The 15,301-nt window shown below is 59.3% G+C and carries 11 protein-coding genes and 1 pseudogene; 4 read left to right on the forward strand and 8 right to left on the reverse strand.

Going from position 1 to position 15,301, the window contains the following annotated elements:
* The first annotated feature begins 420 nt into the window (after window positions 1-420).
* Window positions 421-1,434 (forward strand): hypothetical protein, encoded by a 1,014-nt coding sequence (locus QA635_RS32540; protein ID WP_283063741.1) that lies wholly within the window; start codon window positions 421-423, stop codon window positions 1,432-1,434.
* Window positions 1,435-2,122: 688 nt separating this feature from the next.
* Here QA635_RS32540 and QA635_RS32545 read toward each other — a convergent pair.
* A pseudogene (locus QA635_RS32545) lies at window positions 2,123-2,464 on the reverse strand (HipA domain-containing protein); the annotation flags it as partial.
* 167 nt (window positions 2,465-2,631) lie between these two features.
* Between QA635_RS32545 and QA635_RS32550 the strand changes: the two are divergent.
* The gene (locus QA635_RS32550) at window positions 2,632-2,841 is read left to right on the forward strand and encodes a hypothetical protein (RefSeq protein ID WP_075969274.1); all 210 of its coding nucleotides are present in this window, start codon (window positions 2,632-2,634) and stop codon (window positions 2,839-2,841) included.
* On the opposite strand, the gene QA635_RS41850 is transcribed toward QA635_RS32550, so the two are convergent.
* Window positions 2,834-3,112 (reverse strand): recombinase zinc ribbon domain-containing protein, encoded by a 279-nt coding sequence (locus QA635_RS41850; protein ID WP_425249078.1) that lies wholly within the window; start codon window positions 3,110-3,112, stop codon window positions 2,834-2,836. The two genes, QA635_RS32550 and QA635_RS41850, sit on opposite strands and share 8 nt — an antisense overlap.
* Before the next feature lie 381 nt (window positions 3,113-3,493).
* Between QA635_RS41850 and QA635_RS32555 the strand changes: the two genes are divergently transcribed.
* Window positions 3,494-4,603, forward strand: coding sequence for a Fic family protein (locus QA635_RS32555; RefSeq protein WP_283063743.1), 1,110 nt, complete (start codon window positions 3,494-3,496; stop codon window positions 4,601-4,603).
* A 242-nt stretch (window positions 4,604-4,845) separates the two neighbouring features.
* A complete protein-coding gene (locus tag QA635_RS32560) occupies window positions 4,846-5,067 on the forward strand; it encodes a hypothetical protein (protein ID WP_283063745.1) in 222 nt (73 codons plus the stop codon).
* Between the two features lie 685 nt (window positions 5,068-5,752).
* On the opposite strand, the gene QA635_RS32565 is transcribed toward QA635_RS32560, so the two are convergent.
* From QA635_RS32565 to QA635_RS32590, 6 genes are all read right to left on the reverse strand, one after another.
* A complete protein-coding gene (locus QA635_RS32565) occupies window positions 5,753-8,221 on the reverse strand; it encodes an NEL-type E3 ubiquitin ligase domain-containing protein (RefSeq protein WP_283063747.1) in 2,469 nt (822 codons plus the stop codon).
* 774 nt (window positions 8,222-8,995) lie between these two features.
* A complete protein-coding gene (locus QA635_RS32570) occupies window positions 8,996-9,979 on the reverse strand; it encodes a nucleotidyl transferase AbiEii/AbiGii toxin family protein (protein ID WP_283063749.1) in 984 nt (327 codons plus the stop codon).
* Window positions 9,976-10,803, reverse strand: coding sequence for a type IV toxin-antitoxin system AbiEi family antitoxin domain-containing protein (locus QA635_RS32575; protein ID WP_283063751.1), 828 nt, complete (start codon window positions 10,801-10,803; stop codon window positions 9,976-9,978). The genes QA635_RS32570 and QA635_RS32575 overlap by 4 nt, the downstream gene beginning before the upstream one ends.
* A gap of 1,106 nt (window positions 10,804-11,909) precedes the next feature.
* Window positions 11,910-12,323 carry a hypothetical protein gene (locus QA635_RS32580; protein WP_283063753.1) on the reverse strand — a complete coding sequence of 138 codons (414 nt, stop codon included), beginning with the start codon at window positions 12,321-12,323 and terminating at the stop codon, window positions 11,910-11,912.
* 613 nt (window positions 12,324-12,936) lie between these two features.
* Window positions 12,937-13,143 (reverse strand): cold-shock protein, encoded by a 207-nt coding sequence (locus tag QA635_RS32585; RefSeq protein ID WP_283063756.1) that lies wholly within the window; start codon window positions 13,141-13,143, stop codon window positions 12,937-12,939.
* A 263-nt stretch (window positions 13,144-13,406) separates the two neighbouring features.
* Window positions 13,407-14,987 carry an acyltransferase family protein gene (locus tag QA635_RS32590; protein ID WP_283063758.1) on the reverse strand — a complete coding sequence of 527 codons (1,581 nt, stop codon included), beginning with the start codon at window positions 14,985-14,987 and terminating at the stop codon, window positions 13,407-13,409.
* Window positions 14,988-15,301 lie beyond the last annotated feature (314 nt).

A 15,301-nucleotide genomic window follows, 5' to 3' on the forward strand; every position in this document is an offset into this window, starting at 1 on the left:
CGGGGCTGCCTCCTCCACCTAGGCCATAGCAACATGGACCCATCGTTGCCGAGCCCGCCGCCAGATCAGGCCCTCGTCGAGATCAAGCCGATTGTACATCCATCGGAGATCAACTCGCTTCAGGCCCCAGCGCAAGGTGTTTCTTGCCAAGCCGGGCAGCAGCACGTTTCGTCGTCAGCGGCGGTCAATTGGCGTCGTTTGACTGACAAAGCTTGAAAATAGCGAGAGCACCCTCCTCCCGAGAGTCGACCGCAATTACGTCATCGTGTTCAACGAGCGCAAATTCCTTGACGTTGGTTCGATCTGTAAATCGACGTCACACCGATGACAATCGGGAGGAGGAAAGCGGGATAGAAATATGCACGGCGAGTCATTGCCCCGAAAATGGGACATCTGATACGGAACGGCGAGAGACGACAAGTGAATGATCACATAGGTTTCCAGAGTTTCTTGCATAATGACGCCGCCGACCTGCTGCCCGATGAGGGCGCTCGGCATCGTTTTGAGACGATCGTGGATCGTGCAGCGGATGCGCGTTCAACGTGGTTGCCGGTTGAGGAGCAGATGCGCGCAACTCGTGCCGAGCTTCATCGCGTCGAGAGCTACCGCCAACAGCTGATATTGTCTCGCAGCGCCCACCGTCCCGGCGCGGACAAGGAGGACAAGCAAGTCCGTGACCTCGACAAGCAAGCCAGCGAGCTGACCGAAAAGTTGCGTCGCCTCATCGCTCGAGAGGCGACCGCTGCTGCCCGCATGCGGAACTGCGGGATCCTGGCATCTCGCTGCCGGGCCTTTCTGGCTCACGGTGGCCTGCCGTCGCGCGCGCGCCTTGCCTCCGTCTCTCCAATCGCACTGTCGGAGATTCTAGAGCGGGGCGAACGGATCATTGACGCGCTCGAGCGTCTGCGCTTGCACATTCGTGAGCTCGAAGCCGACGCCCGCCGGATCCGCAGTGCGCCATTTCCCAGTGAGGCGAAGAAGCGAGACGCCGCGGCGCTGATCGCACGCTTGGCGGAACGTGGGGCGCCATCTATCTCGGCCATGATTGATGACAACACCAGCGAGATCGGATGGCCTTACACCCTCCAGGAACACAATCTGATTGCTGTCGTCCCCCATGCGAACACGCGGGTCGTGGGCACCGCATCTGGGCAGGTTCCCGATGTGATTGGGCTGCTTTGTTGGGCCCTTCGTGACACTCTGACCGAAAAGGTGAACGAGCTGATCGACACGAACAGCGACGATGCCGCCGCGCTCCCCGCGGATGAGCGTGAAAAGCAGCTGGCCCAAATCGAAGCCGACAAACTGATGACCGAACGCAAAGAGGCCGCCTTGGTACAGGCCGCGCAGGCTGCGGGCGAGGCCGTCGAACACCGCCACGACATCAGCGTTCTGGCCGTGCTCCAGCTCGAGCTGGTCACGCAGTCACGATGAGGTCTGCGACTGCCCTCGGCAGGCATCCCGGCTGCTCGCGGCGCATCGTCTCCACGACCAACATCCCCGACCACCTGCTTTCATTCCGAAAGTGACGGCAGAAATGGCGCTCTGCTGCGCCAGGAGAACGAACGGCTGCGCATGGAGCGAGACATGTTAAGAGGTCGATTGCGATTTTTGCCGGAAGCCGGACGTGAGCTTCCGCTTTATCGAGGACCATCGCGACGCCTATTGATCTCAGCCCGGCGCCCTTCGTCGGCGTTGACGAGCGGCCTGCCTCTCGGAACCGAACACGGACGGGACCGAATTGCCGCCGCGCTCGCGGATGGCGACCTTGCTCTTGCCGTTCTGGTTACGGGTAAAGCGGCGGTCAACGCGATCCTCTTGAGGTTGGCGGGCTTCACGTCGCCGAAATAGCGAACCACCTATTGGGATGGCCTGCATGAACGCTCCGACATGCGCCGGATCAATCATCAGGAGGCGTACAGCCTCGACAGCACTTGCACAATCAGGCTGAGGAGTATTTCAGCCGCCGCCGTCCACCTCAGCAACCTTACCTTCGCCGCCCACGATATCGGCCCGCGGATAGCCTTGAAGGCCGTCTCGGCTTCCGAGTCAGTCATGCGGAAACACCTGAGCTAAGCTCAGGGTCCTAATTGTTGCGGCCAGTGGCTGCCGGCCAAAGATCCTGAGCGAAATCTTCGATGTGAATTCGGGCACCTTTGGATCCACGGTCGAAACGCTTCACCAGCAAGACTCTGCCGGTCGACAATGTGTTGAATTCTTCAGGAATTCCTTCGAAATGGGATTTTTCGACAAGCTCGCGTTCCGGCACATCCATTCCGAGGATTTCGGACAGCGCCAGAACGGCGAACTCGTTTTCCGACAATCCGACAAGATTGGGCGAAGGGAATTTTGCGATGTACTGACCTTGCGCGTCGCCGATGGGCAAACTCAGTCCGCCACCCCTGCCCATATTTTTCATCACGGAGAGCTTTATCTGAACTCCCGCCAAGGAAAACCGCGCTTTTATCTCACGTGGATTGTCTTGAACGGCTAGGAAATCAGACGTCCTGCGTTGAGGGGGCAGAAATCGCAAGGATTTGCCAACCATGGATGCTGTCAGTGCCGGCCGCTAACCAATCGAAAATCGATCCGCCTCATGTTCGCGCTGTGAGCTGAATGGGCAAATCAAACATGACAGGATCGGCAATTTTGGAAAACGTGCGTCGCTACCGCGCAATAGCTTCGCTGTGCCGTCAAGCCGCAGCATTTCGCCCACTCCAGCGTGTCTCATTGCTGACGCAGGCCGACGAATGGGAGCAGAGAGCGGTTAGTGAGATCGAAGAATACTTTGATGCCCAAGACTCTCCGATACCTGCTCAGCCCTCAGGCAACGTCAATTGAGCGAGAGCTTAGTTAAGAAGGCGCATACGCTTGGCTCACCCCTACCCTTCAAGACAAGGCCGGACCGCTGATGAAGCCCCGCAACGATCCACTGATGGACCTTCTCCGAAAAATGCGGCCGGCCCATCAGTTCGGGGAATTTCGCGGCGATGACCTCCGTGCGAACATAGGACTCGCTGCATTTACCCTTGTAGCTGGTGCGGTGATAATAGATGTAGCGCCCCTTGTGGAGCTCACCGACGAAGGCGCAGCCGCAGTGTCCGCAATTCATAAGTCCTGAGAAGGGAAAGTCTCTTGGACCACGCCGAAGCTTGGTGGCATTACGCTTGTCCAGGACGGCCCGAACCCGCTCCGCGAGGTTTCATCGTTCATGAAAATCCCGTGGAGTTTATTGCGGCGCCTCGTTGACGACGGGAATGACCCAACTCAACCTAAGACTGCCTGATAAGACCTCAATCCACTGATGTGGAATAAAATCGTTCCATTTCAGTGTTTTGTGGAGCGGCGACTTGCCAAGGATCATGTTCACGCGCAAGCCATTGATTTTATTAATATTGCGGAGAATATTACCCTTATTCTCCGCACCTTATGCGTAGAATACTATTGCGTTTGCTAGGAATAGGGTGCATATTCTCCGCATGAGGTGCGGTGAATGGCGACTTATATTCACGAGCTGAAAGACTGGCCGAAGTTTACCTGGAATAGCTCAAAGCTGGCCCAGAAGCTGGGAGCTGTCCGTAACCGGCAGGGTCGTCTCACCGGTCGCATGGAAGAGCTCGGCTTTCGGCTGCGAACCGAAGCCAATCTTGAGGCCCTTACCGAGGAAGTCACCAAGTCGAGCGAGATCGAGGGCGAGGTTCTGAGCCGCGATCAGGTGCGATCATCGCTTGCGCGCCGCCTGGGTGTCGATATCGGCGCCTTGACGCCCGTCGAGCGCAATGTCGAGGGCATCGTTGAGATGATGCTGGACGCCACCGGCAGATATGACGCTCCCCTCACCTCTGACCGTCTCTTTGGCTGGCATGCCGCCTTGTTTCCGACGGGCCGCAGCGGCATGACGAAGATCGCCGTCGGGAACTGGCGCACGGAGGATACGGGGCCGATGCAGGTTGTCTCGGGGCCAATCGGACTCGAGCGCGTTCACTATGAAGCTCCCAAAGCTGGTTTGCTTCCTGACGAGATGAAAGCCTTCATCGGCTGGTTCAACGGTACGCAGGAAATCGATCCAGTTATCAAGGCTGCCATGGCGCATCTGTGGTTCGTTACCATCCATCCGTTCGAAGATGGCAATGGTCGTATCGCCCGCGCGATTTCCGACATGGCGCTGGCGCGGTCAGAGAACAGTTCACAGCGCTTCTACAGCATGTCAGCGCAGATCCGGCAGGAGCGGAACGCCTATTACGATATCCTCGAAGCCACGCAGAAAGGCGATCTCGACATCACGGTATGGCTGGAGTGGTTTCTGGACTGCCTTGACCGGGCCTTTGATCGCGCCGACACCATCCTCGCCTCGGTTCTACGGAAAGCCCACTTCTGGAAGAAGCAAGCGAACCAGAAATTTAACGACCGACAGCGGGCGATGATTGAGCGTTTGTTCGAGGGCTTTGAAGGCAAGCTCACATCTTCGAAATGGGCACAGCTTACCAAATCATCGCAGGATACGGCCCTGCGGGACATCGATGATCTCGTCGCCAGAGGCGTTTTGGCGAAAGACGCGGCTGGCGGGCGTAGTACGAGCTATTCATTGATTGACGAAGCCTGAACACATCAGCGACCTAAGAGGATATTCATGGCGGCCTGAAAAGCGGAAACGTGGCGCGCCAGCACCCGAGCTGAGATGGCCGAGCTCTTGTCCGCTAGCAAGAAGGTCCAATGAACGCATACGCGAAACCCTCGCAGTCCGCCAAATTAAAGCCCGTTGACTTTTTTTGCCTATTTGAGACCCCGGTTTGGTCAACCGAATGGCTTTCAGAACTTTCGACGCAAAGATGACAGCGATACATCATGTACTGGGATTTTCAGCTGAAGGCGGAGAATGCAGACGTTTACATTTGCGGGCATCTCCGAGAAGTTCAGTTGATTGTCTCGGAGAAACTGACCGACCAGGAGCGGGGTAGCGGCGCGATCAAAGCTGATTTCAGTCGCGTTGCAAAAGAAAAATCAGCAATCTTCAAGAGCTTCGAAAAATACATTCTGTTCCAAAACAAATACGCCCGCGATAGCTAACCTCTGTGTCGATCTTCATGCGAACATTTCGGACGCCCCGGCCCAGTAGACGTAATTTATCCGAGCAAAGCCGAAGCGAGTTTGGAAGAGACAAAGAAGTTGGCCGACGAACGATCCAAGCGGATCGAAAAGCTTTTTGGCGATTGTCTGAAGCTGCGGCTCCTGATGCCGATTATGGCCGGAGACCGCAACGATTAAATGCGTTTGAAACGGAATGAGCTGGGCTAGCGGTCAAGAAGGCCTTTTGCGCGTTGGCAATCGGTGACGAAATCGCGATCGCTTCAGCATTCGTGGTACATGCTTGTCCCGCAACCGTTGTTCGCGCGCCGCCGCAACTGCCCCGACGGGGCACTTTTCTCCTCGATCTCGTCAGCTTTAACAAGGAAGTCTGACGAAATGCTGACAAGCGCTATATTGTTGATCAGGAGTCCGATCGCGGTTGTGAGTAGACGAAATATTCGGTCGCTTGCCAAATCTCGAGTCCTTTCCATTTGGGGTCTGGCGCATATCTGGCGGCGAAGAAAATTCGATCCTTGTGCGCCATTCGCTCGTTGATGCAGCGATGGAAACGACACTGGTCTCTCTCGGGAGCCGCGCCATCGGTGCGCCGGCATCCGAAAACAACATGACGTAGCGAGGGGCGGGTGGAAACAAGATCGACGCCCCTCGCAATTGGATGGCCGCTTCACAGTTCAAGCCCGCGGTCCCCAAGCACCTGGCGCATCAGTGCGCCCTTAATCTCGCGGGCGATCTCCTCGCGGATCTGGGCTCCGAGCTGCACCTCGGCCTCGCTGTCTCCGGTTAGGTGATGATCTGCGAGCCGTTGCTCAAGGCGGCTCGGAAATTGCTCGTCCATCGCCTCCCTGAGCCGGACCTGCATCTGTGCATGGGCTTCGGGGGCGATCCGGCTCACCACCGTCTCCCAAGGTTGCCAGTGAGTCGCCAGATAGTCGGCGAACCCCGCCTCCTCCTGATTCCGCACCTGCGTCTCGGCTGCGGTGAGATCGTGCTCAGTGACGTAGGAGACTTCATAGAACCGCATGTCCGGCGCGATGAGCTGCAGGTCCAGCCGATCACGTAGCTTGACCTGATAGGCGAGATAGACCTCGATCTCGTCGACGAACCGGAGCGAGTTGACCTTCTGATGGGCGATCGAATCGAGCGCATTGAGGCGGAACAGGACCCGCGCCTTCTGGATGAGTTCACCGAGCCGATCGTCATAGGTGCCATCCTCGACATCAGCCTTCAGACGTGCGGTCTGCATGCCGTTCCAGGTCAGGGTGATGCGATCCTGGCAGGTCTCGCTCGCCCCGAAAGCCAGCTGAAAAAACTGCTGGCGCAATGGCGGCCTGATCGCTGCCTGCCGCAGATCCTCGGCCACCGCCTGTCGGAACTCGGGATTGTCATAATTCACAGTTTTCTGCAGCTTGTCGAGGAAGAGCGCGTATGCCGGGGCACCCGCCTCGTCGGCGAAGTTCTGCCAGGCGGCGATCGCCTCCGGCTCGCCCTTCAACCAGTCCGCTACCGCCTCGGCTAGTGGCCGTTCCTGATCCACCGCCGTTCCCCCGCCCATCGAGAAGAAGACCCGCGGGCCAGCATAGTTCGGGGCATTCAGAGCTCCCGCCAAATTCGTCCGCACCTGCTCGGGCAGCGGATTGTCATCCACATAAACCATGCATCCAGAACCTAGCTGGGTTAGCAGGGTCTCCGGCAAGCCGATCAACCGGTTGTCGCGTGCCTCGAGCACCTGAAGCTCGGCCGGGAGGGTCTCGGGCAGGCTCGTCAGCCTGTTGCCGCTAACGTGAAGTCTCTGGAGCTCGGGCGGGAGTGTCTCGGGCAGACTATTCAGGTGATTATCGCGGGCGAAGAGCAACTGGAGCTCGGCGGGGAGAGCGTCGGGCAGGCTGGTCAGCCGGTTGCCATCGGCTTCGAGCTCTTGGAGGTCGGGCGGGAGGGTATCAGGCAGGCTGGTCAGCCGGTTGCCGCCGACGGCAAGCAACTGAAGTCCGCTCGGGAGGGCGTCGGGCAGGCTGTTCAGCAGATTGCCGCGGACATCGAGGTCCTGGAGCCCGACCGGCAGGGTGTCGGGCAGGCTGGTCAGCCGGTTGCTGCTGACGGCGAGTGTCGAAAGACCCTCCGGGAGGGTGTCGGGCAGCCCGGTCAGCTGGTTGCTGCTGATGACGAGTGACTGGAGCCCCGTCGGGAGGGCGTCGGGCAGGCGAGTCAATCGGTTGCTGCTGGCGCCGAGCGTCCGAAGTCCAGACGGGAGAGTGTCAGGCAAGTGCATCAGCTCGTTGTCGCTCACGTTGAGCGATCGGAGCCTGGGCGGAAGGGTGTCGGGCAATGTCGTCAGGCCTAAGTATTGCAGCTCCAGCCCTGCATAGACGTCGCCAGCTTCGCCCCAGGCTCTTATTCGTCTTACCGCCTCTTGCCGATCCTCGCCTTCCGCCTGCCGCTCATCGCAGGCCCATTTGTCCAAGATCTGGTCGAGCCGCGATTCCCTGAGGACGGCGCCTTCGAAGTCCGCCGCACCGCCTGCAGGGCCAGAGGCCCGTGTGTCATGCAATGCTTCGGCCCACTGCGCCGCGGCCGGGGTGAGCCGGCGGCCTCCTGTTGAGGTATTGGCGTCACCTGGCAGGGGCCGTCGGCCGAGGATTGCTGCCCCGAGATTTTGCTGCCAAGGAATTGCGGGGGTCGTTGCCCACTCCGGCGCCACGTCACTGGCCTCCGCCCACGAATGCTCCTCCTGACCGACACTATGCGTCGGCCAATCGGCAGCCGCATCCATGCCGTGCCAATAATCCGGCAGACAAAAACTGCCGGCTGGCAACTGGCCACCGCGATCCGCGGCCGCAAAGAGCACATGGTGGTGATGGCCCCCTTGTTCAGAGCGGCCTGGCGGATTTGAGGCGAACTGCGAAGTGCCTTCTCCGACGCGATCCTCGTGCGGCATTCTCAAAGGATCCGCATCTCTGTTCGAAACATCCGCGTCGCCGAGCCTATTTGAACTGGTGGGCGGGCGCTCGTGCGGATGCAACTCGTTCAGGTGCTGCGGAAACCCCGCTTGGTCCGCCTGCTGCTCTTCCAGCCCATGATAGTACGCCCGATCGACATCTGGGGCCGCGAATGGGTTGAGGTTGTTGAACCGATCCATCCCATCTCCTTTGACAGATATGATTAGCTAACGCCGAAGCTGGATAAACACGTTCTCGCTACGAGGCTTAGCTTTCGAGAAGCTGACGAGAAATCAGAATGAGCGTAACTGTCCTGCGGGACGCTTAGCGCTTGATTGCCCGTGCTGGAGTTCGACATGCCGATGCCGGACCATGTCGGCACTTCGAGAAGCAGATTTCTGAGGCTCTCTCAAGAACGTCCGCGCTTGTGGGCGCCGGCAACGCCGAAGACAGCTGGTGGCGATCTCATGGTCAATTCCGTCTAAGCTGAAGCTAGTCTAATGCGCCGCGATCATGACGCCCGCCGGTCGACGCCACACAGGTCTGCAAGACTTGTGAGGGACAGTCGCCGCTGGGCGGGTTATCCGCGCGAGACGCAGGAGATGGTGTTCGACGCCGACGACAGGGCGTTCGCCTGTTCAAGGGCACCGGCGGCCGGCGCGCCCATGTCCCGGATCATCATCGCGCAGACTGTATTCATGCGCTCGCGTCCGTCGCGGCTCCTTTGCGCCACCGTCCGCTCAAGCATGCAGTGCGGGCATTCCTTCACTGCGTTACGGCCGCGTCGCGGTGTATCTCTTGCCCCAGCGGGGCGCGGTGACGCCTTCCTCGGCGGTGCCCCGGAGGATGTCGGCGTCTGCCTGCACTTCCTTGGACTAGGTGGGTTCGGGACTGCCAACGGAGACCGAGTTGAATGTCCTCAATCACATCGTGGAGACGGTGGTGGCTTGACGTTCGCGTCTCGAACTCGTCGGTCAGATGCCGGGCTTCCGGCCGAGGTGCTGCGAGACATGTTGAGCCTTCCACCGGAGCGCGGGAAAGGCCTCGATGCGTTTTCTCACATCGTCGTTCGCAGGAAGCGAATCGACTTCGATGCTTGCGCGATCGTAGAGCGCGTCGAGGAAGGCCAGCTCTCCGTCATCGTGCTTGAAGAGCGGCGCCAGTTTTTCTTGACATTCCGCTAGGATTCGGTCGCACCATTTCTTCGGGCCGCCCTCCGCGTCAAACATGCCGTTCTTGACTACGGACAGCAGCTTGTTGTTCAGGTCGTTGAGATCGTATTTGTAGTCCTTCAGCGACACCGTGCGCCAATCCAGATCCCTGGAAGCGGCGCCGATCACAAGCGCTCCGACCTTAACTTGCGCCCAATCGATGTTTTCGTTCTGCAGCAGCCTCCAGGCGTCGTACAGATCGCGCGATGCCCGCCGGGCCACCAGGGCGACGATCTTGCCGGCGGCGATTTCGTGGAGGTCGACCACGCCGACGTTCTTCGCTTCGTAGTCGCCGAGCTTTGCGGAATTCATTCTGTCCCAGCCGAAGAACGGCGTCCGGAAGAGATAGTTCACGTCCACTTCCAGCGTGCTCGGGCGCTGATAGGCCGAGACGTACCTAAAGCGCCATTTGCCGCCGGCGTGTTCACCGGAAGGATCGCGGCCGATTTCGTACCCCTTGCTCTGCAGGAGCGCGGGAAGGCGCGTGTTGATGATCTTGGAATCCCGCAGCATGGCTTCCCTATCCGCGGCGCCGACGTAGTTCAGGTCGATGTCGACGGAAAGCCGGTCGAGTGCGAGATAGAACAAGTTGAGCGCGGTGCCGCCTTTGAGTGCGAGCAGCTTCCCGAGTTCGCGGTCATTCGCGATCTGGTGGAGCACGTCGATCAACCGGATGACGCGCTCGACCGAGGCCGGTTGGAACGAAACGTCGGTGGCAATCTTTTCGAGGCGTTCGACCGAGATCACGGCATCATCTCCGGTGACATCCCTTCGAAGGACGGGTTGAGGAAATCCGGAGGCAGGACGACGTTCCAGCCTTCCATCGCATGGCCTCGGGCGTCGCTTCCCAACGCAGGTCTTGGTGCCGGGGGGGCGGCACGCTTCAGTTCGTCTAATACCTGCGTGTCGACGAAGAGATCGTCTTTCCGGCTCTCAAGCCAGGCACCGCACACGCCGACGAGCGTCTGGTTGTCGCGACCGAGCGCGAACTTCGCGAATTTGCCAACGTCGAACGCTTTGACGCTGTGGAGCGCGTTCGCGAGTTCCTCGACGCCGCCGGTCAGGTCCGGGCGCTCGATGCAGTCGACGAGCGTTCGCTCGACGCCGGTCGCGATAACGTCGAGACCGCGGCGGTCCATCGTGATCGTGCCGGACATTTCCTCGGAGCGACGGCGCAGCGAGGCGGGTTGCGCGACGAACCTTACGGGACCAACGAGCGTTTTTATTTCGCCCGGGCGACCTCCGCTGAGGAGTTGGGTCTGAGAGCTTTCCGAATAGGCGAGCCCGTGCAGTTCGAGTGCGGTGTGGTACGCGACGACACCATCGTCGCGTATGCGCGATGCGACCAGAATCCGGTCGGGATGGAAGTTCGCCGGATCCAGGTGCGGCGGGACGGAGGCATACACACCCGGCGCGACATGGCGTATTCGTCCGGAGGCGGCGTGGTACTTAAGCAATGAGTCCGACGACGAGAGCGGCTGGCCGGGAGACACGGTTTTACGGAACTCGGTCCGGGTGAAGACCGGATGTGAGGACAGAAACCTTTCAACTTTCCCTTTCGGTCCCACCATCTCGATGCGCTCCTTGGGGTATATTATACCCCAAAATTTACGCTCCGCAAAAGATAATAAGTTCAATGCGTACAATAGGGTATATAATACCCCAAAAACTACAACAAACACGAGTGCCGAGCTGCCGATCGAGAGGCCCTCGTCCGCCCCTCCGATCCGATGGGCGGCAATCGGGCAACAAAACCGGCGCCATCATGCGCCGCCGGCATTACCCAATGCCGCTGCGGCCGCTCAACGGTCGCCGACTGAAAAGCTTTCGGATTCTTGAACACCCCGCCTAGTAACGATGGGTACCGGGACGTCGCCTTCTGACGATCTCTCGCATAAATATCGTCGATGACAATCGACATCGATATGGACTTCTTTGCGCCCGAAGGCCGATGATCGGCAGCACCCAAAGCTGGCTAGATCTGATGGGGCGACCTCTCGGGCGGCCACCGCAAACGAGCAACACAGGTCCCGGCGCCGGCGCGGGTGGTCGCTCCGTATTGTTTCACGGTTGCCTCGCAGCGTACGGAAATGCCGTCCAGCATCGCATCGAGCACCGGTTCCTTCAGTTCGCCGGCCCGCGCTTCCTTCACGACGCGCTCAGGGCGTCCGGTATCTTCTCGGCGAGCGCGACCAACGCGATGTTTAATAGGGCTCGCGAAGTCGGGCACTTGCGCTGCGAAGTGCCCGTTGAGCAGGTGTAAGGACTGCGGCAACCTCATATTTGGCTCACCGTCTTGGTAAGTCGGTTATAGCTGATGACACGGGAGCTCCGCCCTACATGCCAGCAGGTCAGCGCGATCTCGGTCTGCTCTTTCTGGCTGACCAACGCGCCGTTCGTAATTGGCGGCCAACTGCAACAAACGCTTTTTGATGAACGGGTCAGCTTGCTCAGCAAGTTCCCGCACGGTTCGCGCCCTCTCTCTGCAAAACTCGTCGTCCATAGTACCCCACCGAAACTGCCTTCCGGATAATGCCCGTGAAGAAGTGGGGCTGAATATGACCCAGGTTACACTGCAAGATATTTTCCGCAGTTTTGATCGATGGTGCGCGAGATCGATAGCATTTTTGCCAAGGTCAGCTGCCGTGCGCGCCTTGCACCTGGTCGCGCTCCCGCTTCATGCTGTACGTCGATTGAATCCACCTTTCCTGCGGCGTCGCCGCGGCCTCTGACGGCGACTGCAGGGAGTATGTGATTTTGCCGCATCTGTGACCGCTTGCGCAGCGACTTCGCTGCGCGAGGGATCGATCGTTGATCGAGGTGACTCTCTTTGATCGGCGACGGCCCTTTCGAGCGCAGAGAGGAATTGCCGCCCGTCTTCGGTAATTTCCCAGCCGAACGCATCGCGAAAGACAAACTTCGCCGAAAAGATATTAAGATCCGGCGCGTGTTGGGCCAACCGCTTCATACGATCGGTCCAGTCATGGCCGCTGTTCATCAGGATCTCCACGGCGCGTCGGACTTCGGCAACGGAAGCCCGCCCGCCAGGCTGGCCGGCCAATACTTTCAGGACAGTCAGCTGGAAGGACACTTGCCGTGTCTCCGATGGCTGTGTGTGTGCAGTTCCCCCGCAATGGATCAATGTCAGGGGCGGATCGTCAACAGCATGACGCCGTTAACCTCAACTATATTGGCTAATCCCGCGGGCGAGCTCCTGGGATTTGACCTCGCCCTCGCTCAAGCTAATGCACGACTGGTCCTCGAGGGCCGGTACGACAGCGTAGCAGGACAGACCTGGAGCCGGAGCGCCGCGCCCATCGTCCATAACGGACGAACTTCAGCTGTGCGGGCTCCTTCCTTCGCTACAGCATCGCTCTTCGATCGGGAGCGCCGGCCGGCGCATCGTGACTTCGGGCGATACATGTACCTCTCGGCCTGCCGGGCACGAGCGTACGGTTCGGACCGTTCATTGCTACCGACGATAACCCGCCCTGCCCCCACTGCACGAGGAAGGAAAAACTCTGGAACTGCCCCGGCATGGGCGATCGACGGCTTGAATCAAGCCTTCAAGCAGTATTGCGGCATAGCCTTGGTTGGAAACGACAGTCGTACGGCAAGCGTCCGGCGCACCGGTGACGAGACAACGCCAGACGCAGGTACGAGAACACGCCTAGCAGGCAGACGCTTTCCGGAGGCGAACTGGATCAGCCAACCCTTAGATCCTCGGCTGACATTTTGCCCGAACGACCTGCCTTGAGCTCGTAACTTACCCGGACTCCCTCTTCGAGGGTGGTGTAACCGGCCTTTTCGACGGCGCTGATGTGCACGAAGACATCGGCACTTCCGTCCTCCGGCCGAATAAAGCCATAACCTTTGGTCGAATTGAACCACTTCACAATACCCATTGCCACGGCGGCATCTCCATAAGTGAACCGTTGTGATCTAGCGAAGAGTCTCGCGGCCATCAAGGTGGACAAAGAGACGCTGGTTCGCTGCGCCCGTCACGTGCGCGACCTCTTTGTCGTATAGCCTACGCGGCCCGAACGCTCTGCGCGGCAGGCAGCAAGACCTAATGAAGCCAGTTCGCCTCAGGGCTTCGGAATCCGAATGACGTCTGAACCTTCGGCTCATTCATCGCGCGTGACCGCGTTACACGAGAGTTGTAGTGCGGAGATCATGGCACGCTCATCCGCAGCCGAGCTGGAGCGAATGGTCCGGTCGCCCTTACAGAACCAGGCGGCCGTAAACTCCTTCGCACAGCCCGGAGCAGGGTCACAATCCGCGCCGTGCCGGCACTGAAAGTGCATGCGTCCTTGCCGTTACAGGCTGCTGCAACCGAACCCGTGGCGTTGCCACGCGCCGAGATCCAGCGGCAATTGCCGCCATATGTAGCAGAAACCACCGAAATCCCTGATTGCGTGACGGCGTCCCCCGCCGCATCGTGCAGCGCATACGTTGCGGCCGCACCGATGATAGTGGCAAGGCCAACACTTCCCAATCGTACCAGGCGCCTGCGCTGTTCTGGCGAGGCCGCCTGATAGGAGCTGCGAATTCGTCTTCGGGCCGGCACCTCCAAGCCGAAATGCAGCAGAAACGCGACGCAGGTGGCCAGAGTGAAAGCAAGCGCGAGCGCGCCTAGATGGCCAAGCAGTTGGCCTGCGGTTTCCCAACGGACCACCGGAAATCGCTGGTAGATGATGATGTGTACAAGGTAGAGCGCAAAGCTGGCCTCTCCGAGGAAGACAAGCCACCTTGCCGACAACAGCCATCCTGCAGTGCTGACGGGCTGAGCCGCCGCGACAAGGATGAGCGCAACCGGTGCCGCCAGAGCGATATTGTTGCGCGCAATATCGAACAGGCTCATGGCCGCCCCAAATGGCGGCTTGTGCGCGGTAAACCAGAATACCCAGCCTATCGCGCCGACGCCAACGATTGCAGCGATATCGAGCAAAGCTCGAGATGGTCTGAAATCCTGGGCCGGCCACGCTTCATGGAGCTTCGCCAAACAACAGCCGAGGACGAATTCCCATACCCTGCAAACCGGCGAAAAGTAGACGATCCAGAGGATGAGCGTGTTCTTCCAGTTCGGCAGAGCCGCATCCGTCCCATAGGCGTGAAGCGCAAACAGATTGATGCGGTCCTGAAGCAGGAGCACCGCAAGGTCGATGCCAAGCTCGATTGCGACTGCGCCAATCGCGCATAAGATCGCCGCAGGAACCGTTTTGATCCGCGCAAGTAACGGGCAAGCGAGCGGAAACACGAGATAGAAGAACCATTCGGTGCTGACCGACCAGGAGACGATGCCGATCGCTTCGTACTGCCAGACCGGAGCAACGCCAGCTACATTTGCAAAGAACCAGGTTTGAATCATCCCGAGTTGGAACGGGACAATGTGCCACGAAAATCCCTCAGCTGGCGCCTTAGTTCCGAGAAGCCAGGGCCAGACAATCGGTCCGGTCAGGAGTTCAACGAGAAAGAGAACAACAAACAGAGGATAGATTCGCGCTATGCGCGCCACGAGAAATTCCGGGATCGCTTTGCGCGGACTGCCGGCGATCGAGCTGCCATAGTTATATTGAATGACAAAGCCACTCAGCGTGAAGAAGACGGACATTCCGAACAGGCCCAGCGTCCCGATGCTGATATCGAGTGCAAGACTGGTCCCCTCCAGGAACAGGCTTCCACCGTGAGACAATGCCACGGCCGCTGCCGCGACAAACCGGATGCCGGTCAGCGCGGGTATCTGCCTAACCATTGATGTCGCCCGTCCTTTGCGCGGTGAGTACAAATCCCGGCGATCGATGGCACAAGGGCAGTCTGCCGGGGAGAGAACGCAATAGAGGCAAGGAGAACCGATCGCATCGCGCGATGCGTGCAGCCAGATTCCTGCGGTCGCTCTGAGTCTGATCAGAGCGACCGCAGCACCTTATTGGCAGGCTGGCTAACGCTCAAACTCAGCCTTCTGGTAGGGGGGCCCGGATTCGAATGTTCCGTGTTCGACCGCGCTCTGGCGCAAGACACGGTCCCTTGACCAGTCGCCGCCATACTCGCTGAAACCCGTGCATTCTC

The sequence above is a fragment of the Bradyrhizobium brasilense genome, from assembly GCF_029714345.1.
GTDB classification, from domain to species: domain Bacteria; phylum Pseudomonadota; class Alphaproteobacteria; order Rhizobiales; family Xanthobacteraceae; genus Bradyrhizobium; species Bradyrhizobium australafricanum.